Here is a 26,042-nt window from a genome sequence, read left to right as displayed (position 1 = left end):
TTGTCCAACTGGGGTTCGAAGCGGGCGTTCCGGGCTTATTCGGCCGCGGACAGGCCGGCACGGCACCGGGCGAGTTGGGCCCGCAGGGCTGCCGGCTTGACGGGCTTGTTGAGGATCTCGATGTCCTTTGCGCTGGCTTCGGCCGCGACGCCCCGGCTCCGGTCCGCGGTGAGCAGGATGGCCGGCAAATGGGCGCCGAATTTCCACCGCAGCCGGAGCACGGCTTCGATGCCCGTGCCGGCGTCGAGGTGGTAGTCCGCCAGCAGTATGTCCGGACGGAGACCGGCTTGCGACAACTTCCGGCTGGCTTCCGCGTCCGTGCTCGCGGTCACCGAAATACAGTTCCAGCCTTCCAACAGGCGTTGCATCGCATCGAGAATGTCCGGTTCGTTGTCGATTGCAACGACGCACAGTCCGTCGAGTTGCGACGTGACCGGCATGGGGGCCGGACCAGCAGGCGTGACGGGAATGGCGGCCGCCACCGGCAAAGTGACGGAAAAGCAAGATCCTTTTCCGACGGTAGAGCGCAGGTCGATCGGATGGTCCAGCACGTTGCTGATCCGCTCGACGATCGACAGGCCGAGGCCAAGGCCCTTCGCGATGCGCACGCCGTCGTCCAATCGGAGGAATTCCTGGAAAATCCGGGTCTTTTGCGCCTCTGGAACCCCCATCCCGGTGTCATGGGTTTCGACAACCACGCGATCCCCGCGGCGGCGGCAGCCCAAGAGAACGCGCCCGTGGCTCGTGTATTTCAATGCGTTGGACACAAGGTTCTGCAACAGGCGCCGCAACAGCCGCCGGTCGGACCGGACAGACAGGCTGGTTGGAACCAAGCGAAGGTCGAGCCCCTTTTCCTCGGCAATGGGTTCGAACTCGCGCATCAGCGGCACGAGGATGTCGTTGAGATTGAAGACGGTCCATTCCGGCTTCAAGGCGCCGGTGTCCAGTCGCGATATATCGAGAACCGCGCCGAGAATGTCCTCGACCGAGCCGAGTGCCGCGTCGATATTGTGGACCAGGTCGCTGTTGTCCCCGTCCTGGAGCTTGTTGACCAGGACCGATGAATAAAGGCGGGCCGCGTTCAGCGGCTGGAGGATGTCGTGGCCGGCCGCCGCAAGAAACCGTGTCTTGCCGATATTGGCGTCTTCTGCGGCCCGGCTGGCCTTCCGCAGTTCCTCGTTCACCCGGGTCAGTTCTTCGGTCCGCTCGCGAACCCTGCGCTCAAGCGTTTCGTTGGCCCGCGCCAGTGCCTCTTCGGCCATGACGCGTTCGGTGATGTCGGTGTAGGTGGTCACGATCCCGCCGTCCGGCATCGGACTGACCCGGACTTCCAGAACGGTTCCCGTGAGAAGAAGCCGCTCCTGGAAGGTCTCGTTCGCGCCCACCATCTTGTGCAGCCGTTCGTTGACCGCGGCCTCGATCGGGCCGGAGCCATGTTCGCCCCGTTCGGCATTGAACCGCAAAATGGTGTCGAGCGTCGTGCCGACTTGTCCATATTCGGCCGGCAGCCCCAAAAGGTCCCGGAATTGCCGGTTCCAGCAGATCAGCCGCAGATCGCGGTCGAAGACCCCAATGCCCTGGCTGACCTGATTCAGGGCCGTTTGCAGCAGGTCCCGATTGTATTGCAGGGCGGCGGACGCATCGTCGAGCAGCTTGACTGCTCCCTTGGTGGACAGGTCCCGCCGTTTCAGCATCAGGGACAGGACAAGGCGCGAGGAGGCCGCTCCGATGGCGCTGGCCAGCAACTGTTCCGAAAACCGCAAGAGCCCGGCATCCGCAAGGTCGGTCTGGGCAAAGTCCGTCCCCCGCTCGCGGGCATAGCGGCGGAAGGAGCGTTCCGTCCGGGCTTCGCCAAGGTAACGGGCCACGGTCGCCTGAAGGTCGCCAGCCGTCACCGAACTGCGCCACAGCCGGATGCTGGGTGCGGGCGTGAGCCCGGCCGGAACGAACAAGTTTGCCTGGAGCGTCTCCGCCGGGCGGGGGGCGCGGCTCAACGATCCGATGATGAAAAAGAACAGGTTGGCCCCCAGGCTCCAAAGCGTTCCGTGCATGAACGGGTCCATCTGGATCCCGAACAAGGCCTCCGGCTTCAGGATCCCGATGCCGGCCGGGCCCGCCTCGATGATGGACGGCGGGAAAATGCCGGAGGCGGCGAAGGTCGGCAGCAGGAGTGTGTAGCACCAAAGGGCAAAGCCCGCGGTCATTCCGGCTATCGCTCCCCGCGCATTGGCCTGACGCCAGATCAGGGCACCGAAAAATGCCGGGGCGAACTGGGCGATGGCCGCGAAGGACAGCAGTCCGATCGAAACGAGGGCGGCCGTGTCTCCGGCCGACTTGTAATAGGCATAGGCAAGCACCAGGATCGCAAGGATGGACAGGCGGCGAATGGTCAGAAGATCGCCGCTCATGTCGCGGTTGCTCATGGCCAGCAGTTCTCCGCCCTTCCGGCGGCGCAGCAACAACGGAACGACGATGTCGTTCGAAATCATCACGGACAGAGCGATGGTCGCGACGATCACCATGGCCGTTGCCGCGGACAGACCGCCAAGGAACACCAGCAAAGCCAGAGCCGGATGCCCTTCGTCGAGTGGCAGGGCCAGCACATAGGTGTCTGGATTGACCTCCTGTCCAAACCGCAAGAGCCCGGCGGCGGCGATCGGCACGACGAACAGGTTGATCAGCACGAGATAGAGCGGGAACAGCCATGCCGCCGTTTTGAGCTCTGCTTCCGAGGTATTCTCGGTGACAGTCACGTGGAACTGGCGCGGCAGCAGCAGGATGGCGAAGGCCGACAGCATTGTCAGCAAAAGCCAGTTGCCCGTATTGATCGGCTGTTCGAAGACCGCGGCCACCTCAGGTGCCTTGGAGATCGACAGAACGAAGTCGAAAGGCCCGTCGAACAGGCCGAAGGTGACCCAAAGCCCGACCGCCAGGAAGGCCACCAGCTTGACGACCGCTTCGGCCGCGATCGCCAGCATCAGTCCGTCCTGATGCTCGGTCGCGTCAATGTGCCGGGTCCCGAAGGCCCATGCGAACATCGCCATGGTCAGGGCAATGACAAAGCCGATGTCGGCAAAGCCCAGCATGGTCAATGGCTCTGGCAGGATCAACGGCCCCACCATGGCCGCGATCGACTGGGACATGGCCTTCAACTGAAGGGCGATATAGGGAATGATGCCGATGACGGCGATGAGCGTCGCGACGGCTGCGACCGACTGGTTTTTGCCGTAGCGCGCGCCGATGAAGTCGGCAATGGAGGTGATCCGTTCGGCCTTGGCGATCCGGATGATCCGCCTGATCAAGGGATAGCCGATGGCAAAGACCAGCATTGGACCGATGTAGATCGTCAGGAATTCGATACCGGTCCGGCTGGCATTTCCCACCGATCCGAAGAACGTCCAGGACGTGCAGTAGACCGACAGCGAGAGGGCATAGATCAAGGGCCGCCCGCGGCCGCCGGAGCGGATGGCACGGGACATGCGGTCGCCGTAGCTCGCTATGGCAAACAGCAACAGGATGTACGCGGTCGCCGCGATTAAGACGAGCCATCCATGCATCATTGCGTCTCGCGGTTCCTCCCCGGGCCAATGCCTGTTGCGCACGGTTTGAGTGCTGCTTGTGGTCAGGCATCCGGCGGCAACAGGGGACCATAAGTGCGAACAACTGTCCATTCGCCTTGCGGCCAAGGCAGGTTGCTTTCATTCATGACGAATGCTGATGGAGGCTTCACATCCTTTGATGAGCTTTCCCGCGCCGGGCGTCGTATGTACGGCTTCGGCCAAAACCATTTCTGGGGAAACACCGTCTTGAATTTGCTCGACCTTCTGACACCGGAAACCCGCAACGCCCCGGAAAGCGGCATTGTGGAACTCGTCAATTGCGGCCGGGAGCAGGAAAACCTGATCCCGCTTTGGGTTGGGGAGGGGGATCTGCCGACACCCGATTTCATTTCGAACGCTGCGTCGGCTTCTTTGGCCGCGGGCGAGACCTTCTATACATATCAGCGCGGCATCCCCGCGCTCCGTGAGGCGCTGGCCGCCTATCACAGCCGCGTTTATGGCATGGATGTTCCGGCGGAGGAGATATTCGTGACCGGCTCGGGCATGCAGGCGATCCAGATTGCCGCGGCTTGCGTTGCGAGCGCTGGCGATGAGGTCCTCGTGCCAACGCCGGCCTGGCCGAACATGGCGGCCGCCGTTGAAATCCGTGGCGCCAAGGCCGTTCCCGTGCCGATGGATTATGCCGATGGTGCCTGGTCGCTTGATCTCGCCAGGCTTGGCGATGCGGTCACGCCGCGGACCCGGGCCATCTTTCTCAACACGCCTTGCAATCCGACCGGTTGGGTCGCCTCGCTCGAGACGCTCAACGGGATCCTGGCTCTCGCCCGCGAGCGCGGTCTGTGGATCATCGCGGATGAGATTTATGGACGGTTCCATTTCGGCGCCGGGGACCGGGCACCGTCCTTCCACGACGTCAGCGGCCCGCAGGATCCGATCCTCTATGTGAACAGCATGTCCAAGAATTGGGCAATGACAGGCTGGCGGATCGGATGGATCCGCGCTCCCCGCGTCCTTGGCCAGGTGCTTGAAAACATGATCCAGTATTCGACCTCCGGGGTGCCCGTTTTCGTGCAGCGCGGTGCTGTTGCGGCCCTTACGGAAGGCGAGGACTTCCTGTCGGCCCAGATTTCAAGGGCCGAACAGGGACGGCGGATCGTGATGGATGGCCTTTCGGCGGTAAATCGCATTCATTTCGCGCCGCCAGTGGGCGCGTTCTATCTGTTTCTTGGGATCGAGGGTGTTACGGATACGCGCCGTTTCGCTCTCGATCTGTTGCGGGAAACGGGCGTGGGATTGGCGCCAGGCAGCGCTTTCGGCGACGCAGGGAAAGGATTCTTGCGGCTGTGCTTTGCTCGGCGGCACGACCACCTGGAAGACGCCGTCGGTCGGATTCAGGCTTTTATGCAGCGCGATTAGCTTTTTGATAGCCTTGCCGATTTAAGTGAATACCCTTAGAACCGAAAGCTGCGGTGACTTGTCGGGTGAAGGTATGGACCATAATGTCGGCTCTGATCATGACGAATGCGCTTTGACCGTGTCGGACGCGCGATTGGCCAGCGTTCTGGACACGGCGGCAGACGGGATCGTCGTGATCAACGAAAACGCGCAGGTTCTGGCCTTCAACAAGGCCTGTGAACGTCTTTTTGGATATCAGCGCTCGGAGTTGATTGGCAAAAACGTGCACAAGCTCATGCCGTCCGACTATGCCGTTGAGCATGACACATACGTCCAGAACTACCTCGATACCGGTGAAAAACGCATCATTGGCATTGGGCGGGAAGTGCGCGGCCGTCACAAGGATGGCACCGAGTTCCCGATTGAGTTGTCTGTCGGCGAAACGGAGACGCCGGAAGGACGGCAATTTATCGGGATCATGCGGGATCTGCGCCCGCGCCGCGCGGTCGAGGAAAAGCTCGCTGACGCGCAGTCGCAGCTGGTGCATATGACCCGCATCAGCGCGATGGACGAAATGGGCGCGGCCATTGCGCACGAGTTGAATCAACCGTTGACCGCGCTGCTCCTCTATCTTCAGACAGCCTCCCGGCGGCTGAATTCAACGTCCTCCGACGAAGCGGTGCGAAGCGTCCTCGACAAGGCGATCAAGGAAGTGGAGAGGGCCGGAGACATCATCCAGCGCATGCGCCAGCTGGTTGAAAAAAAGGAACCGGAACGCGAGGATATTGCCGTAGCCGAATTCGCGGCCGAGTGCCTGAAACTGGTACAATTGGGCAGCGGCACGGGCAAGACAGAATTCCGGCTTAAGGTTGACCCGGACCTCCCGACCCTGTCCGCCGATCCGGTGCAGATCCGCCAGATCCTGGTCAATCTTCTGCGCAATGGCCGCGAAGCCGTCGCCAGTTCGGACAATAAACGCGTCACGCTCAAGATCCGCCGGGTGGATAAAGTACTGGAGTTCCGGGTTTGCGACACCGGTCCGGGTGTGCCGGAAGCAATGCGCTCGGAACTGTTCCGCGCCTTCCGGGGGCAGAAGCGCAAGGGCCTGGGTCTGGGCCTGGCCATCTCGCGGTCGATCGCACAGAACCATGGCGGGGATCTCCTGCTGGAGGATAACGGCCAGGAGGCGGGAGCGGTTTTCGTCCTGAGGATACCGCTCGACAAGACCGCGCCTCTTCCCGCTGCCAATGACGACGATGAATAAACAAGAGGGCAGTTCAGCTCTCGTTTTGTGAGGGGCCAAGGAATGGATGCGATGATGAAGCAAAACAAGGCGGTCTACATCGTTGACGACGACCCCGCGGTGCGGGATGCGCTGTCCGTCGTTTTTGAGGCCGAGGGCTTCACGGTGGAAACATTCTCGGACGGTGACACCTTCATCCGCTCGGCCAGCAGAACGCAGCCCGCCTGTATCCTTCTTGATGTGCACATGCCGGGCCGTTCCGGGATCGAAATCCTCAAATCACTCAATGCTGAAGACTATCCGGCGCCGATTTTCATCATTTCGGGGCAGGGCGATATCCCGATGGCGGTGGAGGCGATTCGCAGCGGAGCCTTCGATTTCATCGAAAAGCCGTTCGATGCGGATTCCGTGATTGAGCGGATCAACCTTGGCATCACCGCCATGCAGAACCGTGCCGACAAGGGAACCGGAAATGGGTTCGAAGGAGCCGACTTGTTGACCCGCCGCGAGCGCGAGGTTCTCAATGAGATCACCGGCGGGGCTTCGAACAAGGAGGCGGGCCGGATTCTTGGGATCAGCCCCCGAACGGTCGAAGTCCACCGGGCCAGGATCATGGAGAAACTCGGTGCCCGCAATGCGGCGGATCTGGTGCGCATTGTTCTGGGTCACGGGTAAACGATTGCAGTGGTCCTTTGCGCGATTCTTCATCGGAATCCGCGATAAAAACAGCATCCGTGTGACTCATTAGAAGTGTTTGTGCGTACATCGGATCCGGCGGGTTTCCTGTATCTTCGCCGTAATACGCCTTTCATAATTGGATCTCTCGTTTGGCAGTTCACATCATAGAAGACGATTTCGCGGTTTGCGATGCCTTGACCCTGTTCTTGCAGGAGTTGGGGCATTACGTCTTGGCTTATGAAGATGCCGAAACCTTCTTCAAGGCTGGGCTTCCCAAACGGGAAGACACTGTTATCGTGGACGTCGGCCTTCCGGGCGTAGACGGCCGGTCGGTCATCAATTGGCTCCAGGGGATGGCTGCCCCCCCTCGCATCATTGCAATTTCCGGCAAGCCGAAAGTCCTGCTGGAAGACAGCATCCGGGGTCTGAGTGGCATCGTCGTTCTCAGAAAACCTCTCAGCCTGTCTGAATTGTCCGAGCATTTTGGGCATGTCCCGCTTCGCCGCAGCCCGGCGTTGGAAGCGCGGGTCTGAACCAGGGTTTGCGGGGTTCCTTGCTTTCGCCATAGCCGGTTATCGAAACCTACATCACCGGTGCCTATGCAAGTCCCTATGTAGTAGACCTTACGCATTCGACCGAATTTCTTGATATAGATCATAGGACTAACGTAGTTCGCATGACGTTGGAAACTGTCGGACGGGGCAGCTTTCAAGCTCAGGCGAACGTCGATCCGGGTTTGTTTCCGGGCTTGTTGGTGTGCTGCTGGACCAAGCCGTATCGGAAAGCTCGAATCGCTTCTCCTGAGATATCAGGTCGGTAAGACCGGGCGGCTGCCGTGCAGCCAAGGAGGGAATTATGGCTTATCTGGAGCGGGAACTTGGCACACAATTCGGCGGTCGGAACTCGCCCGGAGCCGGGGCAGGTGTGGCCGATCCCAAGGCTTATGCGTCCTTTGCCAGCTTTGGCGGAAAGACCAGCAAGTACGATGGCCACTCGGTGATCTATTTCGAGGGAGATGCCGCGCGCCGCTTGTATGAACTGTCATCGGGAACAGTGATGCTGTTCAAGCTGCTTCCGGATGGCCGGCGTCAGGTCGTCGAAGTGCTGCGGCCGGGGGACATCTTCGGTTTTTCCGCCGCCGATGAATATGACTGCACGGCCGAAACCTTGATCTCTTCCGAGATCCACGAGCTTGATCTGCGCTTGGTCGATGGCTCGGCGGAACTGCAGCGCAAGCTGACCAAGTGCCTGACCAATCAGATGAAAGTCCTGCACGAGCATGCGGTCCTGCTTGGCCGCAAGTCAGCCGTCGAGCGCGTTGCGAGTTTCCTCATGTATCTGGTGCCGGGCCGGGGCGGGACCGAATGCGTCGGCCCCGCGGACGAAACCAATGACGGCTTCGATATTGAACTGCACATGACGCGCCAGGAAATCGCGGACTATCTGGGACTGACGATCGAAACGGTCAGTCGCGTGGTTTCCGATCTGAAGCGGCGGGGTATCATCCGGGTCGACAGGGCCGACCGGATACACTTGCACAAGGTTTGCAGCCTTTGTCAGATGACGGGCTTCCACTGAGGTTCTTCAAACCCTCCCCAACTTAACGGGCCGGCAGAATTTTGCCGGCTTTTTGCTGCGGTAGTCCGGGCAGCACGCGCCGGATCGCGCCAATGCCCGATGGCAAAACCCCTGTTCCCATGGCACCGGAGCCGTTGAATCTTTCCTGACAAGACTGGATCGCTTCGCGTTCAATCGGACCAGGAAAGGAGACCCGCGCACGAACAGGAGCGCGCCTTTACCGGTCAGATCGGAGCGGGCCGCTTCACAGCCAGACAGGGAAGTGGGCTAGATTGCGACCGAGTGCTTCGCCTTGCCGCTGGAGAGGCTTTCGGCAAGATACGCGTCGAATGCAGCGGCCACCAAACGGACATAAGGGCGGCCGCGTTCGGTCACGCAGATCTCGGTTTGGCCCGCTCGGCCTGAGCCGACATTGACCAGACCGTCCCGTCTGAGATCCTCCAGGTCGGCGAGCGAGCCGTTCAAGGTGGCAACATCCAGTCCGAACTGGCCGCAGGCTTGCGCCAGATCGCAACGATAGTCGGTCATCAACTGCTCGATGATCCGGCCACGCACAAGGTCGTCCCGCGTCAGTTCCAAGCCCTTTGAAATCGGAAGCTGCCCGGCTTCGACGGACCGGCGCCAGTTCCCGACATCCGGCATGTTCTGCACATAGCCTTGATCGAGCCGGCCGATGGAGGACACGCCCAGACCGATCAGTTGATCGCCCTGATCGGTCGTGTAGCCTTGAAAGTTCCGTTTCAGGCTGCCGTCTTGGAGGGCAATCGCCATCAGGTCATCGGGCAGCGCGAAGTGATCAAGACCGATCGGCACATAGCCTGCGGAGATCAGGTCCTCGCGGGCAATGTCTGCCATCGCCAGCCGGTCTTGCGCGTTTGGCAACCGCTTTTCGTCGATCAGGCGCTGGTGCTTGCGCATCCAGGGAACATGGGCGTAGCCGAAGAGCGCCACGCGTCCCGGGCGCAACTCGACCGTCTTTGAAACGGTATCGCGGATCGTCCTGGCGGACTGGCCCGGCAGGCCGTACATGAGATCGAAATTGAGCGCCGTGATCCCGGCCTCGCGCAGGTGTCTCGCCGCCGATGCGACAACCTCGTAGCTTTGGATCCGGCCAATGGCCACTTGGACTCCCGGATCGAAGTCCTGGACGCCAAGGCTGGCGCGGTTCACGCCGATTTCCGCCAAGGTTTCGGCCAGAGACCTCGTCACATTGCGTGGATCGAGTTCGATCGCGTGCTCAAGATCCGGGGCGAACCGGAACAAGACGCGCAGCAATCCGGCAAGATCCAGAAACGAGGCCTCGCTGAGCAGACTGGGTGTCCCGCCGCCCCAGTGAATATGTCTGACGGGGCCTGCGGCTTTCAAATGCTGTCCGGCCAGTTCGATCTCCTGGCCGAGCGTGCGGGCATAGGCCGCCAGCGGCGTATCCTGCCGCGTTGCCTTGGTGTGGCAGCCGCAATAGTGACAGATCTCCCGGCAATAGGGCACATGGAGATACAGGGACAGCGTATCTGCGGGCCCAAGCTTGTCGAGCCAGCGCGCGTAGGTGTCGCCGGTCACGCCTTCATGGAAATGAGGCGCGGTCGGATAACTGGTGTAGCGCGGCACCGTCCGCATGGCGTAGGAGAGATCTTGCTCGTTCATGACCGGCAGCTTTGCCGGTTTGGTTAAGGCGCGCTTTGATATCGCTCAATCCGCCGCGCGCTGGCGGGCAAATATCACGTGGTCCGGAATGCCGAAGGGCGGCCGGCGCGCCCGCCTGCGCCCGAGCCGCCGGTTGAGCCAGCTGTCGCGCCGCCAAGAGTTCAGGGGCAGAGGGGAGGGGGCGGCGGTTGCTGGGGCCACGCTGATCCATTCCGGCCCGCGTTTTTGGACAACCGGTATCCAGTTGAGGGGGCCGCGCCGGGGGGCGTAATTGGACACCAAAACGGCCATCTCAAGTGGATTCACTGCGGGATATCCTTAAGGAGCATCACGTATTTTCCCTCTGCGAAACAATCTCCACGTATCTGTCCACCTTCAAATGGCGGTCAAAAGCGCTCTGTTGATTTGAATCAACGCCCCCCAGGCCCCGGCATGCGCATGGTCGCGGCTATCGTTGGCACCTTGTAACGATTTTCTAGACTGGGGCGCTGAAAATGGCACAGCAAAAGGCCGGAATGCTTTCGCTTGAGGAGGGGGGATTTGCTCTCTTTCTCGTGCTCTTGGCATTCGCCTGCCTGATCGTGGCAGGAAAAACATTCGATCAAGTGATGGCGTTTCACGCGAGCGTGGGCGCGCTTATCGCCGCAGGCGGCGTGTTCTATATCTTCAAAAACTACTTCGATGACGGCGGGGTGCAGATCCCGCAAGAAATCGATGGAAAGCCCAACTACAACCTGGGTCCGATCAAGTTTGGCGCCGTTGCGGCGATGTTCTGGGGTATTGCCGGTTTCACCGTCGGCCTGATCATTGCCCTGCAGCTCGCTTATCCGGCGTTGAACTTCGATCTGCCCTGGACCAACTTTGGCCGCTTGCGTCCGTTGCACACCTCGGCGGTGATTTTCGCGTTTGGGGGCAACGTGCTTCTGGCGACCTCCATGTATGTGGTTCAGCGCACATCGCGGGCCCGCATGCCGGGCAAGATCCTGCCTTGGTTCGTGATCGTCGGGTACAACGTGTTCATCCTGATCGCCGGAACCGGGTATCTGCTCGGTGTCACGCAAAGCAAGGAATACGCTGAGCCAGAGTGGTATGCCGACTTGTGGCTGACCATCGTCTGGGTCGCTTATCTGCTCCTGTTCCTTGGCACGATCTGGAAGCGCAAGGAGCCGCATATCTATGTGGCCAACTGGTTCTATCTTGCCTTCATCGTCACCATCGCGATGCTGCATATCACGAACAACCTGGCCGTCCCGGTGTCGATCTATTCGACCCAGTCGGTGATCGTCTGGTCGGGTGTGCAGGATGCCATGGTCCAATGGTGGTACGGCCATAACGCGGTGGGCTTCTTCCTGACCGCAGGCTTCCTCGCCATCATGTATTACTTCGTGCCCAAGCGCGCCGAGCGGCCGGTTTATTCCTACCGCTTGTCCATCGTGCACTTCTGGGCGCTGATCTTCATCTACATCTGGGCCGGTCCGCACCACCTGCACTACACGGCGTTGCCGCAATGGGCATCGACCCTCGGAGCGACCTTCTCCATCATTCTGTGGATGCCGTCCTGGGGTGGCATGATCAACGGTCTGATGACCCTTTCGGGGGCCTGGGACAAGTTGCGCACCGATCCGGTTCTGCGGATGATGGTGGTGTCCGTTGCCTTCTACGGCATGTCGACCTTCGAAGGTCCGCTGATGAGCTTGCGGGCGGTCAACTCCCTGTCCCACTACACGGACTGGACAATCGGTCACGTGCACTCCGGTGCGCTGGGCTGGGTTGGCTACATCTCCTTCGGGGCGCTGTACTGCCTGGTTCCATGGCTCTGGAACAAGAAGAGCCTCTACTCGCTCAAGCTTGTGGATTGGCACTTCTGGGTCTCCACCATCGGCATCGTGCTTTACATCACGGCGATGTGGGTCTCCGGCATCATGCAGGGCCTGATGTGGCGTGCCTACGACAGCCTCGGTTTCCTGGAGTACTCCTTCATCGAGACCGTGGAAGCCATGCATCCCTTCTATGTGGTCCGGGCACTGGGCGGCGCACTGTTCGTCATCGGCGCGCTGATCATGGCCTACAACCTGTGGATGACGGTTCGGTATGGCGAGGCTGAAGAAGCCGAAGCCGCACCGACCGGCTCCCTTGCGGCCGCGGAATAAGGGAGAACGACATGTCCATTTGGTCAAAACACCAAATCTTTGAAAAGAACTCCTTCGTTCTGCTCATCGGTATCCTCGTCGCGGTCTCTATCGGTGGCCTGGTCGAGATCGCCCCGCTCTTTTATCTGAAGAGCACCATCGAAAAGACGGAGGGGATGCGGCCCTATACCCCGCTGGAACTGGCGGGGCGGGAGATCTACATCCGCGAGGGATGCTATCTGTGTCACTCGCAGATGGTCCGTCCTATGCGCGACGAACTGGAGCGTTACGGGCACTATTCGCTGGCGGCCGAGTCGATGTACGACCATCCGTTCCAGTGGGGATCGAAGCGGACCGGGCCCGATCTGGCCCGGGTCGGCGGCAAGTATTCCGATGCCTGGCATGTGGAACACCTGATCGATCCGAGATCCCTGGTGCCGGCGTCGATCATGCCTGGCTATCCGTTCCTGGCGGAGAACGAACTGGAAATCCGGGATATCGAGAACATGCTGAAGGCCAACATGTTCGTTGGTGTCCCTTACACCGACGAACAGCTGGCATCGGCGAAGATGGATATCCGGGCCCAGGCCATGCCGGATTCGGATGCGGCCTACGAGTTCGTGGAACGCTGGCCGACGGCCATCGTGCGAGACTACGACGGCAACCCAGAAAAAGTCACGGAGATGGACGCCATGGTGGCCTATCTCCAGATGCTTGGGACGCTGGTCGACTTCTCCATCTATGACGACAAAGCAAACCTGAGGTAACGGCTATGAACGAGACATATACCGCCGTCGCGGGCTTCGCTCAGACATGGGGCCTGCTCTACTTCATGGCGCTGTTTGCAATCGTCCTCGCCTATGCGCTCTGGCCGAGAAACGGCAAGAAGTTTGACGAGGCCGCCCAAATCCCGTTCCGGGAGGACTGATCCATGGCTGACACACATAAAAAGGAAGTCGACAAGCTGTCCGGTATCGAGACGACCGGGCATGAGTGGGACGGGCTCAAGGAGCTCAACAACCCGCTTCCCAAATGGTGGTTGTATACCTTCTACGCGACCATCGCCTGGGCCGTCGTCTACTGGGTGCTCTATCCGTCCTGGCCGCTGGTTTCCACCTACACCAAGGGTGTTTTGGGATCGAGCCAGCGGGCGGAGGCGGTCGCGGCCTATGAAGATGGGATCGCGGCGCGTTCGGTGTTCGGCGACAGGATCGTTGACGCCACCCTGGAAGACATCAACGCGGACCAGGAGCTGCAGCAATTCGCCATGGCGGCCGGTCAGGCCGCCTTTGGTGACAACTGTGCGGCGTGTCATGGGGCCGGCGGAACGGGGTTCGAAGGCTATCCCAACCTCCAGGATGACACCTGGCTGTGGGGCGGAACGCTGGAGGATATCCACTACACGCTGCTGCATGGCATCCGGGTCGCTAATGATGAAGCCCGTTTTGGCGACATGCCGGCCTACGCCGACATCTTCTCCAAGGAGGAGATCGCTCAGGTCGCCAACTACGTTGGCTCGAAGGTGGGTCTCGAGCCGGAAGCCGGCGTCGATCTTGCCGCCGGTGAGCAGCTCTATCTCGACAACTGTGCGGCCTGCCACGGGGATGATCTGAACGGAATGCAGGAGGTCGGTGCGCCGAACCTCAATTCCGCCAACTACCTCTATGGCAAGTCCATCGAGGCGATCGCGTCCCAGGTGGCCAATCCGCGCAACGGCGTGATGCCCGGGTGGAAGGACCGTCTGGAGCCGGCCACGATCAAGTCGCTGGCAATCTATGTGCACTCCTTCGGGGGTGGGCAGTAGGAGACTTTCCGGAGCCGGGACACTTGCTCTCCCGGCTCCGGTTTGATCCGGCGCAAAGCCACGCTGGTGCGCTGGTTCTATGAATAGTTTGATTGTTTTCGGTTGGAGAAGGAGACCGGCCGGAGGCAAGAAAAAGGGTTCTATTGGGGCAGAACCCGCTCATGGAAAAAGGACGGACGGCATGGTTTCCGAAACCGAAGCCGAAAAGACCGACCACTCCGAGGAGTGGTTCGCGTCGGCAAAGAAGATCTATCCGATGGCCACCCATGGCCTGTTCCGCAGGATCAAGTGGGGCCTCCTCTTCTTCACGCTCGGCATCTACTATTTCCTTCCCTTCATCCGCTGGGATCGGGGTCCCAATGCGCCCGATCAGGCTGTGCTTGTCGACCTTGACGGGCGGCGGGCCTATTTCTTCTTCATCGAGATCTGGCCGCAGGAAGTCTACTACCTGACAGGCCTGTTGATCATCGCGGCTCTGGCGCTCTTTCTCATGAATGCGATCGCGGGCCGGATCTGGTGCGGTTATCTGTGTCCGCAAACGGTCTGGACCGACCTGTTCATGTTCGTCGAGCGGAAGGTGGAAGGCGACCGCCGGGAACGGATGGCGCTCGACAGGGCGCCTTGGAGCGGATCCAAGGTCGCCAAGCGGGCAACCAAACACTTCCTCTGGCTGATGATCGCCTGGTGGACCGGTGGCGCATGGGTTCTCTATTTCAACGACGCCCCGACGCTTGTCTATGAATTGGCGACCTTCCAGGCGCCCATGGCAGCCTATGTCTGGATCGGCATTCTGACCGCGACTACCTATCTTCTGGCCGGGTTCATGCGCGAGCAGGTCTGCATCTACATGTGCCCCTGGCCGCGGATTCAGGCTGCCTTGACCGACGAAAAGGCGCTCAACGTCACCTATCGCTGGGACCGGGGCGAGCCGCGCGGATCGCTCAAGCAGAACAAGGAGCTTGAGCTGAAGGGCATGCCCGCGGGCGACTGTATCGACTGCTTCCAGTGCGTGCATGTCTGCCCCACCGGGGTCGACATCCGAAAAGGGACCCAACTCGACTGTATCCAGTGCGGCCTGTGCATCGACGCCTGCGACAACATCATGACAAAGGTGGGCAAGCCAACGGGTCTCATCGGCTACGACACGGACGAGAACATCCAGCGCCGGATCGAGGGCAAGGAACCGGTTTACGAGATCGTCCGTCCCCGGACCGTGATCTATGCCGCGGTTATCGCGATCGTCGGAGCCATCATGCTGTTCGCGCTCTTGACCCGCGACTTTGCCGATATCAGCGTTCTGCATGACCGCAATCCGGTCTACGTGACCCAGTCCGATGGCACGATCCGCAATGGCTACACCGTCCGTCTGTCGAACAAGCGTACGCATCCGCGCACTTTCATGCTGCATGTCGAAGGCATGCCCGACGGTACGAAGGTTCAGGCAACCGGTGTGGAGACGGTGTTCGCCGACCGTCCGCTTGTCGAGGTCGGGCCGGACACCACTCGCGAAATCCGGGTGATCGTCACGTCTCCGCCAGGCGTCGACATGCCGGAAAGCACGCCGGTGACGTTCCGGATCACCGAATCCGTCATGGGCGAAGTCATCACGGCGAAGGACTTCTTCAAAGCGCCCTAGGCGGCCACGTCACGCTCCCACCCGGTGCCCCGGACGGCATCGGGCGGGAGGAACCATTTTCGTCCCAGGACCTGGCGAGGGGCTCAGGCAGGACGCTTTAACGGGAGAATACCATGACCATGACCCACCCGGAGCTGAAGCACTCCAAGCCGGTGACGGGCCGGACGGTGCTCATCTGGCTGCTCTGCTTTTTCGGCGTGATCTTCGCTGTCAATGGTGTCTTTCTCTACTTCGCCCTGGGCACATTTCCGGGCGTCGCGGTCGAAAGCTCCTACGAGGCCGGCCAAGCCTACAATCAGGAAATCGCCGCTGCGAAGGCCCAGGCTGAACGCGGCTGGCAGGTCGAAACCGCCATCGAACGGACCGCGGGCAACGGAGCCGCGTTGTCGGTCACCGCGCTGGATCTGAACGGCCGGCCCATCGTTCAGCATGTCTTTGCCGTCGATCTGAAGCACCCGACCACCGAGGATCTGGATCGCACGATCGTCTTGAGCGAGACGGCGCCGGGGATCTATACCGGGTCTATTGCCGATCTTCACAGCGGCAACTGGAACCTGGTCTTGCATGGCGAAACCTCCAATGGGGAGACGGTCTTCCGCTCCCAGAACCGTGTCTGGCTTGCGGATTAGGGCACTGACATGACCGTGCATATGCGTGACTGGGATGCCTTCATCACACCGGCGGACGACGGAGCCGTCCACATGGATCTGGCGGTTGAAGGCATCACCTGCGCCGCCTGCATGGGGGAAATCGAGCGCGGCCTCTCGCGTCTGCCCGGTGTGAAGCGGGCGCGGGTCAACCTCACCTCTCACCGGCTCGCCGTCGATTGGGACCGGGAGGCAACCCGGGCCGACGACATCGTGGGTGAACTGAGACGGCTTGGTTACAAGGCGCATCCTTTCGATCCGGCGAGCCAGAAGGAGCGGCAGGATACGATCGGCAAGGAACTCCTGCGATCGATGGCGGTTGCCGGTTTCGCCAGCATGAACATCATGCTGCTGTCGATTTCCGTCTGGTCGGGAAACGCGACGGACATCACGCCGGAAACACGGGACCTGTTTCACTGGATATCGGCCCTGATCGCGCTGCCGACCGTTGCCTATTCCGGACGCGTTTTCTTTGCCAGTGCTTTTGCCGCTATCCGGAGCGGCCGGTTGAACATGGATGTCCCGATTTCCATTGGCATTTCGCTGGCGATCGGACTGTCCATCGTTCAGACGATGCAGCATCAGCATCATGCCTATTTTGAATCGGCCGTGATGCTGCTGTTTTTCCTGCTGATCGGCCGCTATCTGGACCACAACATGCGCGGACGCACCCGCTCGTTCGCGGAAAACATCGCGGCGCTGAAGGCGGAAGTCGCTGCCCGGATCGGCGAGGACGGACTGATCCGCGAGGTTCCGCTGTCAAAAATCGAACCGGGCGATCTGGTCCTGGTCCCGGCCGGGGACCGTGTGCCCGTCGACGGCGTGATTGAAGAGGGCGTCTCCGAAATCGATCAGAGCCTCGTGACGGGCGAGAGCGTTCTGGTGCCGGTCGCGGGCGGCGCCCGGGTCTATGCCGGAACACTGAACGGGGATGGTGCCTTGAAGGTCCGGGTGTCTGCGGCCTCCGGTGCCACGCTGCTGGATGAGGTCAACCGCCTGCTCGAAACCGCGGCCCAGGCCAAGTCGCATTATGTCCAGATCGCCGACCGGGCGGCCCGGCTCTACGCGCCGGTTGTCCATACGGCCGCGGCGCTGACCTTCGCCGCCTGGACCTTGTGGGGACTGGGTTGGCAGCCCTCTCTCGTCATCGCGATCTCCGTCTTGATCATCACCTGTCCCTGCGCGCTCGGACTTGCCGTGCCGGCGGTTCAGGTCGTGGCATCGGGTCAGCTTTTCCGGTCCGGCGTCCTCTTGAATTCCGGGGATGCCATCGAACGGCTCGCCGATATCGACATGATCGTCTTCGACAAGACCGGCACGCTGACAACCGCCGAACCGGAGTTTTGCGATCCCGTGGACCCCAAGGATCCCGTCCTGGCTCTCGGCGGGCGCCTGGCCTTGTCCAGCCGCCATCCCCTGTCCGTCGCCTTGTTGCGGGCGACAGGCGCGCTGGTGCCGTTCGATGAGGTGCGGGAAGTCTCCGGCGCCGGCGTGGAGACGGATGTGGAAGGCCAGCTGCTGCGCCTTGGAAGTCCGGCCTTCTGCGGCGCCGAACCGGCGCGGGTCAGCGACATGCTCCGCGCACATCCGGGTGCGTCCCTCCTGGCCGTTCGCCTCGGCGGGGAGCCGGTTCGCCTGCTGGCGCTCCGCCAGAAAATCCGCTGCGATGCGGCCCAGACGATTTCCGCCCTTTCCTCACTTGGGCTGGAGATTGAAATCCTGTCCGGCGATCAGCCCGGCGCGGTCGCAGCCGTCGCCGAGGAACTGAAGGTCGGGGCCTGGCAGGCCGCCATGCAACCCGCGGACAAGATCGCCCGTCTTGACGCGTTGAAGGCCGCTGGCCGCAAGGTGCTGATGGTTGGGGACGGCCTCAATGACGCGCCCGCGCTTGCCGGAGCGCATGTTTCGTTGTCCCCAGTGACGGCGGTTCACCTGAGCCAAGCGGCCGCGGATGCGATATTTCTGGGCGATCGGCTCGCACCGGTCTTGCATGCGTACCGGATTTCGAAACGCGCGCGCCGCGCGATCGAGGAAAATCTCTGGATCTCCGCCATCTATAACCTGATCGCCGTTCCGATCGCCGTTGCCGGATTTGTCACGCCTTCGATCGCGGCAGCTGCCATGTCCGCATCGTCCATCGCGGTGACCGCCAACGCGCTTCGTTTGCGGTGGGGGGAAAAGCGGGCGCTTGAATTCGGTGATGACCGGATGTCATCTTCGGCAAAGAAGCGGTTCCACCAGATTCAGCCACAGGGCTGAACGGAGATAAAAAATGGATGTCCTGGTGTTCTTGATCCCGATTGCGCTTTTTCTTGGCGCTCTCGGTCTGGCCGCCTTTCTTTGGTCGTTGAAGAGCGGTCAGTATGATGATCTGGAAGGGGCCAAGTGGCGCATTCTGGACGATGACGATTTGCCCGACAAGTGACGCTGCGAGGGGGCTATCCCCGGACCACGCCGCGCGGCAGGGCCTTGGCCGTGTGAGCACCGGACCGGATGGTCCCAGCAGGACTGGCCAAGCGAAAACGTGGGCGGCATTTAAACGACCGTTGCGACAACCATTGTGATCGCGATCAGCACCAATCCGATCCCCGATGCCAGCAAGATGTTTTCCCGATAAGGCGAGCGAGGACCGTTCATCGCAAAGGGGGATCGCGCGATATTGAGCGGTTCCTCGGACCCGGGTGTCAGGTTCTTTTTTCTCATCAACATCCGATTCTTCAAACGCCGGTGTGGGCGTGCACTTCGAATGCGATCACGTATGCATATGAAATTTAAAGCGAAAGTTAAACCCAAACCGGAAAGCCTGTTAACGCGGAGGAATAATTCCTCTACGTAAACAGAGTCTGCCGCCGGACGTACGCACCCGTGCCAGGTGTCTTCTGCCGGCGCGGGAACCGGATCCGGCATCGCGGCTGCCGCGACGCAAAGGGGCTCTGCGGGAGTTTGCCTCGCGATTTATCAGGATATCTGCCCGTTTCTAACTCTCTTTTCAGACTTTCTTGCAAAGGTGTCGGCAAGACATGGAGGGACAGGTGAGCCTAGATCTTGCCTCGCTGACATTTTTGCTCGTCGAAGACAGCGCATATATGCGAACGATTATCCGGACAATGCTTCAGGGTTTCGGGGCACGGCGCATCGTCGAGGCCGAGGACGGCGCCTCGGGTCTTGAAGCTATGGACCGGGCCAATCCGGACATTCTTATTCTCGATTGGGTCATGCCGATCCTGGACGGCGCGGATATGGTGCGCATGATCCGCACGCCGAACAATCCGTTTGCCTATATCCCCATCATCATGGTGACGGCGCATACCGAACGCAGCCGGATCGTCGAGGCCCGGCGGCTTGGCGTGCACGAACTGCTCTCAAAGCCGATTTCGGCCAAGGCGCTTTACCAACGCGTTTCGAGTGTCATTTTGCACCCGCGTGATTTCATTAAGACCGCGACCTATTTCGGCCCCGCCCCTCGGGAAATCCGCAACCGTCAGAAAATCTGGCAGGGCGGGTCGGGCGGTCCGGGCGAGAAGGCGGACGTCACGTCGATCGGTTAAGCGGCGGCATGGCCAGCCGTTCGCCTCAGCCGGTTCGGGAAAGATGTCAATCGGATCGGCGCGCCACCATGCGCGGCGGAAAGCCGGGGTCCCCGTTCTTCTGAAGCGTTGCTGCAGCTTTTCCTGATTCGATTGATCGGGAAGCGAAACGGGATGAAGGTACGCGGGGCGGGCACCAGCCTGGAAGGGCGCAATCGCCTCAGGCGGCCAGGTCTTCGGCCGCCATCAGCGTTTGCAGATCCGCGAGCGCGATGCGGAATTCGGGAACAAGATCAAGGTCGAGCGCGAAATGCTCGTGCAGCCAGTCGAGCAGAAGCTCGCTGTCCACATGCTCATATCCCTCGATCGCTCTGAAAAAGCCGTCAATCGAAACAAGAGATCTTTTGTAGTTGCCCATGGCACACCCCACGCTTCATTGCGCACCATAGTTAATTATTACGGTAAAGAATGTGTAAAACGCAAGACGCCGATTTCTCGCGATGGCAATGACGAGCGGTTTTGATGGTGAATGGGCTTGCAGGTCTCGATCCCATCCCCAATAGTCCGGCCTTAACCGGCGCGGAAAGAAAGCTGCCGGACCAACATGTCGTCTGTTACAGCGGAGGCTGCGTGTCCAAGCCGATTTATGTTATCAACGGTCCCAATCTCAATCTTCTCGGACATCGGGAACCGGAGATTTACGGGCATGAGACCCTTGGGGATGTGGAGCGGACATGCGCGGATCTGGCAAGACATCACCAGCTTGAACTTCGTTTCTTTCAAAGCAATGCCGAACATGAACTGATCGATTGGATCCAGGAAGCGCGCGAAGCGGCGGCCGGGATCATCATCAACCCCGCAGCCTATTCCCACACCTCGATTGCCATCCTCGATGCCTTGCGCGCCTGCAGCTTCCCAGTCCTGGAGGTGCATGTATCCAACATTCATCAGCGCGAGCCGTTCCGGCACCACTCCCACATGTCTGCCAGAGCCGATGGGGTGATTGTCGGCTGCGGAACGCAAGGGTACGAGCTGGCGGTCCTGCGGATGGCGCGGCTTTTGTCGGCCGGCCGGTAGGGCATCTCCTCACAAGACTGGATCGCGTACCGCTTTAATTTGCCCGTGAATTTCTCTCGGAGTTGATCCGGCTTGACCGGCGGTGCGTGCGTTAATAGGCGCGGCCAATGCTGGTATAGCGGAAGCCGCGCTGCAACATGTCTTCCGTTTCGTAGATATTGCGCAGGTCCACCACATTCGGCTGTTTCAGCAGCGACTTGACACGCTCAAGGTCGAGCGCGCGAAACTGGTCCCACTCGGTCACGATCACCAGGGCATCGGCGTTTTCGATCGCATGGTAAGGGCCGTCGCAGAACAGGACATCGGCCATGATGTGACCGGCCTCGCCCATGCTGGCGGGGTCGAACGCGCGGATCTTGGCCCCGGCTTCCTGAAGACGGGATACGATGTCGATGGACGGCGCCTCGCGCATGTCGTCGGTATTGGGTTTGAAGGCGAGGCCCAAGAGCGCGATTGTCTTGCCCGTCACGTCGCCGCCCAGGAAGGAAATGACCTTTTCCGCCATCCGTTTCTTGCGCCCGGCGTTCACCTCGATCACCGAGTTGACGATTTTCAGCTCAGAGCCGGCATCCGTCCCGATCTTGGAGAGCGCCAGCGTGTCCTTGGGAAAGCAGGAGCCCCCATATCCGGGCCCGGCATGCAGGAACTTGCCCCCGATCCTGTTGTCCAGTCCGATCCCGCGGGACACTTCCTGAACATTGGCGCCGACCTTCTCGCACAGGTCGGCGATTTCGTTGATGAAAGTGATCTTGACCGCGAGAAACGCGTTGGCGGCATATTTGATCAATTCCGATGTCCGGCGCTTGGTCACCAGAATGGGCGTCTCGTTCAGGTAGAGCGGTCGGTAGAGCTCGCGCATGACTTTCACGGCGCGCTCGTCCTCGGTGCCGACCACCACCCGGTCCGGGCGTTTGAAGTCGTTGATGGCGGCGCCTTCGCGCAGGAACTCCGGATTGGACACGACAGCGATGTCCGCCGACGGGTTCGTCCGGTTGATGATCGCCTCAACCTCATCGCCTGTGCCCACCGGCACGGTCGATTTCGTAACGACAACCGTGAAGCCATTGATCAGGTGGGCGATCTCCTCGGCCGCCTGATAGACATAGCTCAGATCAGCATGGCCGTCGCCGCGCCGCGCGGGGGTTCCGACCGCGATGAACACCGCGTCGGCTTCGCGCACGGCCTTCGCCGGGTCCGTCGTAAAGAACAGGCGTTCTTCCTCAACGTTTTTTGCGACGAGCTGCTGAAGACCGGGCTCGTAAATCGGAATTTCACCCCGGTTCAGCGCGTCGATCTTGTCCACCGCCTTGTCGATGCAGGTCACGACATGGCCGAAATCCGCAAAACACGCTCCGGAAACAAGCCCGACATAGCCAGTGCCAATCATTGCGACGCGCATGGCGTAATCCTCACTGTGAAAAACGTGGCGAACCTGATCCGAAAGAGAGGCTTGGCCGAATTGCGAGGTCGCTTACCATGAAACGCCGGCACAAGGCCACAGGCATTGCGCGGTGCGGCAAGAGCGGTTGAGCCCCCTGATGCATCCGGGCCACAGCGGCCTCCCGATACGGCCTTCAAGGTGTGCGCCGGCGGACCGACGGGTCGGAGCGGCCATGCCAGAAATGCCCGCCGCGCGGGCTCAGGCCGACAGCCCGCACCAGCCCGCCGCGAACAGGGCGATGGTCTTGGTTACCCGCTTCAGGGAGGATAGGGACACCCGCTCGTCGATCCCGTGAATGTTTTCGGAAACGGGACCGTAGGTCAGAGCCGGAACGCCTGCATGATTGACGAACAGGGCAGCGTCAAGGTAGCAGGCCATGACCGAGCGCTCCAAACCTGTTCCCGTGGCTTGTTCTTGCGCCCGGGCGAGGGCGGTTTCAGCGCTGCTCGCCCCATCGAGCCGGTACCCGGACTGCATCACACCCACCCATTCTATGTTCGGATGTGCCCGCTTGAGGCGGGGATCGGCATCCGTCAGCAGGGCAATATGCTGTTCGAAGGCCTTGGCGCGTTGCCAAGGATCATCGCCGGGATAAAAGCCTATGCGGCCTTCGAACTCGCAGCCGAAGGGAATAGAGGCGGGCCATTCTCCGCCGGAAATGGTGCCGATGTTCAAGCTCGCCGGGTTGCTGAGGGTCTCGAATCCCCGATGATTTGTCTTTTCGCTGTTCCATTGGGCCTCGAGCTGCCGAAGGCCGCCGATCAGAGCAAGGGCGGCATCGATGGCGCTTATGCCGCTGTCCGGATCGCGGGGATGAGAGGGCACCCCTCTTACGCCGATCTTGAACTTGATGACACCGGAATTGGCGGATACGAGCCGTTCGTCCGTCGGTTCGGGAATGAGCACGGCATCGGCGACGCCGTTTCGCCGGATCGTCTCCGCGGCACCGTTGCCGGTGACTTCCTCATCGATCACCGACTGGATCTGGACCGGTCCGGCGAGCGTGAAGCCGGCCCGGCCGATGGCGTCCAGGGCGAAGATATTCGCCGACAAGCCGGCCTTCATGTCCCCGGCCCCACGGCCGTAGAGCCAGTCGCCGTCCCGATGGGCGGAAAAGGGCGGATAGGTCCAGTGGTCCGGAGCCGCGGTCGGCACGATATCCATATGGGAATTGAGCGCCAGCGAGCGGCCGGACGGGGAGGCGGGCGTTTTGCGCCCGATCAGGTTGTAAGTGTCCTTGTAGTCGATGGTGGCCGGCGAATAGGCCGGATGGACGCCAATCTGGCTCATATCGATGCCAAAGGTCTCGACGTTGTATCCCCGGTCCGCAAGCGCCTGCCCGACAAGCGCTTGAGCCGGGGCCTCCGCGCCGCGCAAGGTCGGAACCTGCACGATCGACTGAAGGAAGGCGATCTGGTCTTCGAAAGCGGCATCGACGGCCGCGCAGATCGCATCTGCCCTGGCGGGCGCGAGCTTGAAAGACATGGCAGCACCAAGAGTTTGGATCAGCGGGTGTTCAATCGGACTCGATTTAACACCCAAAGCTGATCGCTTTTTGAGTTGCCGAGCATCTGTGGGCGTTTCCAGCACAACGCCCGATGCTCTAGAGCATCACACGGATCAAACGCCCAAACCACCGACACAGGCGTATTTGATGTTCAGGTAATCGTCGAGACCGTATTTGGAGCCCTCGTTTCCAAGGCCGCTGTCCTTCACCCCGCCGAAAGGTGCGACTTCCGTGGTGATCACCCCTTCGTTGATCCCGACCAGCCCGTATTCCAGCCGTTCCATCACCCGGAAGGTCCGTCCCAGATCCCGCGTGTAGAAATAGCAGGCGAGCCCGTATTCGGTATCGTTGGCACGGGCGACCGCCTCGTCTTCCGTCTCGAAGCGGAACAGGGCTGCAAAGGGGCCGAAGGTTTCTTCCTGGGCGACCCGCATGTCCGGTGTCGCATTGATGGCAAGCGTGGGGGCATAGAACGTGCCGGCATTGCCGACGCGGGTTCCTCCGGTCAGAATGCGCGCGCCCTTGCCCTTTGCGTCCTCGACATGGGCCTCGACCTTGGCTAGGGCTGCGGCATTGATCAAAGGCCCTTGTGTGACCCCGGCGTCGAGCCCGTTGCCGGGCTTAAGCTGCTCCTCGATGGCCGCCTTGAACTTTTCAGCGAATGCGTCGTAGACGCCGGCCTGAACATAGATCCGGTTTGCGCACACGCAGGTCTGCCCGCTGTTGCGGAACTTGGAGCCGATGGCGCCCGCGACGGCCTTGTCCAGATCGGCATCGTCGAAGACGATGAAGGGCGCGTTGCCGCCCAGTTCCATGGACACCTTCTTCATGTGCTTGCCAGCCTGCTCGGCCAGCAGTTTGCCAACCCGGGTGGAGCCGGTGAACGTGATCTTCCGCAAGGCCGGGTTTTCGCACATTTCCGCGCCAATCTGCGGCGCGTCGCCGGTCAGGATATTGATGACACCTGCCGGCAAGCCGGCCTTTTCCGCCATGATCGCGAAGGCGAGCGCCGAGTAGGGCGTGAACTCGGACGGTTTGATCACGATGGTGCAGCCCGCGGCGAGCGCGGCGCCCAGTTTGCGGGCGATCATGGAATTCGGAAAGTTCCAGGGAGTGATGGCCCCGACGACGCCTACCGGTTCCTTGGTCACCAGAATCCGGCGGTCTGCCCATGGCGAGGGAATGATGTCGCCGTAGACCCGCTTGGCCTCCTCGGCAAAGAACCGGATGTATTTCACACCGAGAACGATTTCACCCTTCGCTTCGGCCAGCGGCTTGCCCATTTCGCTCGTCAAAAGCGCGGCGAGATCATCCAGCTCCGCCAGGATGGCATCGCAAAGCTTGTGCATCAGGTCACCGCGTGCCTCGGCGGTCAGCTTCTTCCAATCGGCCATGGCGATATGGGCGGCTTCGATGGCGCGCGCGGTTTCGGCGCGCCCGCAATTTGGCACCGTGCCGATCACCGCGTCGGTGGCAGGATTGGTCACCTCGATCACCTGACCGCTGTCGGCACCGGTCCAGGCTCCGTTGATGTACACAAATTGCTTCAGAAGGGCGGGATCGAATGACATGGTCGTCTCCGGGAACAGGGGGAAGGGACCGATAGCGCGGTCGATAAGTGAAACGCTGGGCGGTCACGGACTTGATTAAAAAAGGATCGGGGTCAAGACAAGATGGCGATGCCGGAATTGAAAGACCGGCCGTTGCGCCGGGGCACTGACTGGGAGGTGGAGGCTGGTGCTGGCCTCGCCCCCGGACAAGGTCAGTCGCGGTCTTCCAGACGGGCCTTGAGCTGTTCGATTTCCTCGGCCAACGACACGGCATGACGATGCACGCGATCAAGCGCAAGCCGCATGCTATCCAGATCCGCCGGTGCCGCGTCGTCCTGCATCGGCGCCGCTCCGCGTCCGACCAGAAGCCATGTCGGCGATACGTTCAGGACACCGGCAAGCAGAACGAGCTTGTTCGAGCGCGGTTCCGAGCGGTCGCTTTCCCAGCCCTGGAGGGTCGAGGTCTTGATGCCGAGGCGGCGGGCCAGTTGCGCGGTTGAAAGCCCGATGGCGTCCCGGGCCTTGCAGATGCGCTCACCCAGCGTGTAGTCGCTGTTGGTTCCAGACATGTCGGCGTCGGCGGCTTCCTGGAGATGTCTCAATGCCATGACGTTCCTTTTCGTGTC

At 61.0% G+C, this 26,042-nt stretch carries 23 protein-coding genes; 15 read left to right on the top strand and 8 right to left on the bottom strand.

The window, feature by feature from the left end:
• Positions 1 to 35: 35 nt before the first annotated feature.
• Positions 36 to 3,560, bottom strand: coding sequence for a PAS domain-containing hybrid sensor histidine kinase/response regulator (locus tag F0184_RS11880; protein ID WP_172972090.1), 3,525 nt, complete (start codon positions 3,558 to 3,560; stop codon positions 36 to 38).
• Between the two features lie 204 nt (positions 3,561 to 3,764).
• Here F0184_RS11880 and F0184_RS11875 point away from each other — a divergent pair, with 204 nt between their 5' ends.
• The 5 genes from F0184_RS11875 to F0184_RS11855 all read left to right on the top strand — a co-directional run bounded on the left by F0184_RS11875 (position 3,765) and on the right by F0184_RS11855 (position 8,454).
• Positions 3,765 to 4,976, top strand: a complete 1,212-nt coding sequence (locus tag F0184_RS11875) for a pyridoxal phosphate-dependent aminotransferase (RefSeq protein WP_172972097.1) — start codon at positions 3,765 to 3,767, stop codon at positions 4,974 to 4,976.
• Positions 4,977 to 5,049: 73 nt separating this feature from the next.
• Positions 5,050 to 6,219, top strand: coding sequence for a two-component system sensor histidine kinase NtrB (locus F0184_RS11870; protein ID WP_150496385.1), 1,170 nt, complete (start codon positions 5,050 to 5,052; stop codon positions 6,217 to 6,219).
• 54 nt (positions 6,220 to 6,273) lie between these two features.
• Positions 6,274 to 6,873 (top strand): response regulator transcription factor, encoded by a 600-nt coding sequence (locus F0184_RS11865; protein WP_150496434.1) that lies wholly within the window; start codon positions 6,274 to 6,276, stop codon positions 6,871 to 6,873.
• A gap of 152 nt (positions 6,874 to 7,025) precedes the next feature.
• The gene (locus tag F0184_RS11860) at positions 7,026 to 7,409 is read left to right on the top strand and encodes a response regulator (RefSeq protein ID WP_172972089.1); all 384 of its coding nucleotides are present in this window, start codon (positions 7,026 to 7,028) and stop codon (positions 7,407 to 7,409) included.
• 322 nt (positions 7,410 to 7,731) lie between these two features.
• Positions 7,732 to 8,454, top strand: a complete 723-nt coding sequence (locus tag F0184_RS11855) for a Crp/Fnr family transcriptional regulator (RefSeq protein ID WP_150496383.1) — start codon at positions 7,732 to 7,734, stop codon at positions 8,452 to 8,454.
• 267 nt (positions 8,455 to 8,721) lie between these two features.
• Here the strand turns inward: F0184_RS11855 and hemN are convergent, their stop codons facing one another.
• Complete coding sequence (hemN, locus tag F0184_RS11850) at positions 8,722 to 10,098, bottom strand: oxygen-independent coproporphyrinogen III oxidase (RefSeq protein WP_150496382.1); 1,377 nt, start codon at positions 10,096 to 10,098, stop codon at positions 8,722 to 8,724.
• A gap of 494 nt (positions 10,099 to 10,592) precedes the next feature.
• On the opposite strand from hemN, the gene ccoN reads away from it, so the two are divergent.
• The 8 genes from ccoN (at position 10,593) to ccoS (ending at position 18,739) form a co-directional block, all read left to right on the top strand.
• Positions 10,593 to 12,248, top strand: a complete 1,656-nt coding sequence (gene ccoN, locus F0184_RS11845) for a cytochrome-c oxidase, cbb3-type subunit I (RefSeq protein WP_150496381.1) — start codon at positions 10,593 to 10,595, stop codon at positions 12,246 to 12,248.
• Positions 12,249 to 12,259: 11 nt separating this feature from the next.
• A complete protein-coding gene (gene ccoO / locus F0184_RS11840) occupies positions 12,260 to 12,994 on the top strand; it encodes a cytochrome-c oxidase, cbb3-type subunit II (protein WP_150496380.1) in 735 nt (244 codons plus the stop codon).
• Between the two features lie 5 nt (positions 12,995 to 12,999).
• Positions 13,000 to 13,155, top strand: a complete 156-nt coding sequence (locus tag F0184_RS11835; RefSeq protein WP_150496379.1) for a cbb3-type cytochrome c oxidase subunit 3 — start codon at positions 13,000 to 13,002, stop codon at positions 13,153 to 13,155.
• 3 nt (positions 13,156 to 13,158) lie between these two features.
• Positions 13,159 to 14,031, top strand: coding sequence for a cytochrome-c oxidase, cbb3-type subunit III (gene ccoP / locus F0184_RS11830; protein WP_150496378.1), 873 nt, complete (start codon positions 13,159 to 13,161; stop codon positions 14,029 to 14,031).
• A 181-nt stretch (positions 14,032 to 14,212) separates the two neighbouring features.
• Entirely contained in the window at positions 14,213 to 15,667 is a 1,455-nt protein-coding gene (gene ccoG / locus F0184_RS11825; protein WP_150496377.1) for a cytochrome c oxidase accessory protein CcoG, read from the top strand.
• Positions 15,668 to 15,780: 113 nt separating this feature from the next.
• Complete coding sequence (locus tag F0184_RS11820; protein WP_150496376.1) at positions 15,781 to 16,296, top strand: FixH family protein; 516 nt, start codon at positions 15,781 to 15,783, stop codon at positions 16,294 to 16,296.
• 9 nt (positions 16,297 to 16,305) lie between these two features.
• On the top strand, positions 16,306 to 18,573 hold the full coding sequence (locus F0184_RS11815; protein WP_150496375.1) for a heavy metal translocating P-type ATPase: 2,268 nt from the start codon (positions 16,306 to 16,308) through the stop codon (positions 18,571 to 18,573).
• Positions 18,574 to 18,586: 13 nt separating this feature from the next.
• Positions 18,587 to 18,739 carry a cbb3-type cytochrome oxidase assembly protein CcoS gene (gene ccoS / locus F0184_RS11810; RefSeq protein WP_150496374.1) on the top strand — a complete coding sequence of 51 codons (153 nt, stop codon included), beginning with the start codon at positions 18,587 to 18,589 and terminating at the stop codon, positions 18,737 to 18,739.
• 110 nt (positions 18,740 to 18,849) lie between these two features.
• Here the strand turns inward: ccoS and F0184_RS20550 are convergent, their stop codons facing one another.
• Positions 18,850 to 19,023 (bottom strand): hypothetical protein, encoded by a 174-nt coding sequence (locus F0184_RS20550; protein ID WP_172972088.1) that lies wholly within the window; start codon positions 19,021 to 19,023, stop codon positions 18,850 to 18,852.
• Between the two features lie 323 nt (positions 19,024 to 19,346).
• Between F0184_RS20550 and F0184_RS11805 the strand changes: the two genes are divergently transcribed.
• A complete protein-coding gene (locus tag F0184_RS11805; RefSeq protein ID WP_208998441.1) occupies positions 19,347 to 19,862 on the top strand; it encodes a response regulator in 516 nt (171 codons plus the stop codon).
• A gap of 199 nt (positions 19,863 to 20,061) precedes the next feature.
• Here F0184_RS11805 and F0184_RS11800 read toward each other — a convergent pair whose 3' ends face one another.
• Positions 20,062 to 20,259 (bottom strand): hypothetical protein, encoded by a 198-nt coding sequence (locus F0184_RS11800; protein ID WP_150496372.1) that lies wholly within the window; start codon positions 20,257 to 20,259, stop codon positions 20,062 to 20,064.
• Positions 20,260 to 20,471: 212 nt separating this feature from the next.
• Between F0184_RS11800 and aroQ the strand changes: the two genes are divergently transcribed.
• Complete coding sequence (aroQ, locus tag F0184_RS11795; RefSeq protein WP_150496371.1) at positions 20,472 to 20,918, top strand: type II 3-dehydroquinate dehydratase; 447 nt, start codon at positions 20,472 to 20,474, stop codon at positions 20,916 to 20,918.
• A 91-nt stretch (positions 20,919 to 21,009) separates the two neighbouring features.
• On the opposite strand, the gene F0184_RS11790 is transcribed toward aroQ, so the two are convergent.
• The 4 genes from F0184_RS11790 to F0184_RS11775 form a co-directional block, all read right to left on the bottom strand.
• Positions 21,010 to 22,317: a UDP-glucose dehydrogenase family protein gene (locus tag F0184_RS11790; protein WP_150496370.1), complete on the bottom strand. Its 1,308-nt coding sequence runs from the start codon at positions 22,315 to 22,317 to the stop codon at positions 21,010 to 21,012.
• A 240-nt stretch (positions 22,318 to 22,557) separates the two neighbouring features.
• On the bottom strand, positions 22,558 to 23,844 hold the full coding sequence (locus F0184_RS11785) for an ArgE/DapE family deacylase (protein WP_150496369.1): 1,287 nt from the start codon (positions 23,842 to 23,844) through the stop codon (positions 22,558 to 22,560).
• Positions 23,845 to 23,979: 135 nt separating this feature from the next.
• Positions 23,980 to 25,437 carry an NAD-dependent succinate-semialdehyde dehydrogenase gene (locus F0184_RS11780; protein WP_150496368.1) on the bottom strand — a complete coding sequence of 486 codons (1,458 nt, stop codon included), beginning with the start codon at positions 25,435 to 25,437 and terminating at the stop codon, positions 23,980 to 23,982.
• A gap of 191 nt (positions 25,438 to 25,628) precedes the next feature.
• Positions 25,629 to 26,024, bottom strand: a complete 396-nt coding sequence (locus tag F0184_RS11775) for a helix-turn-helix domain-containing protein (RefSeq protein ID WP_244299133.1) — start codon at positions 26,022 to 26,024, stop codon at positions 25,629 to 25,631.
• Positions 26,025 to 26,042 lie beyond the last annotated feature (18 nt).

This window comes from Roseibium aquae (assembly GCF_008711285.1).
GTDB lineage: Bacteria > Pseudomonadota > Alphaproteobacteria > Rhizobiales > Stappiaceae > Roseibium > Roseibium aquae.
This window is presented reverse-complemented; position numbering and strand designations above follow the sequence as displayed.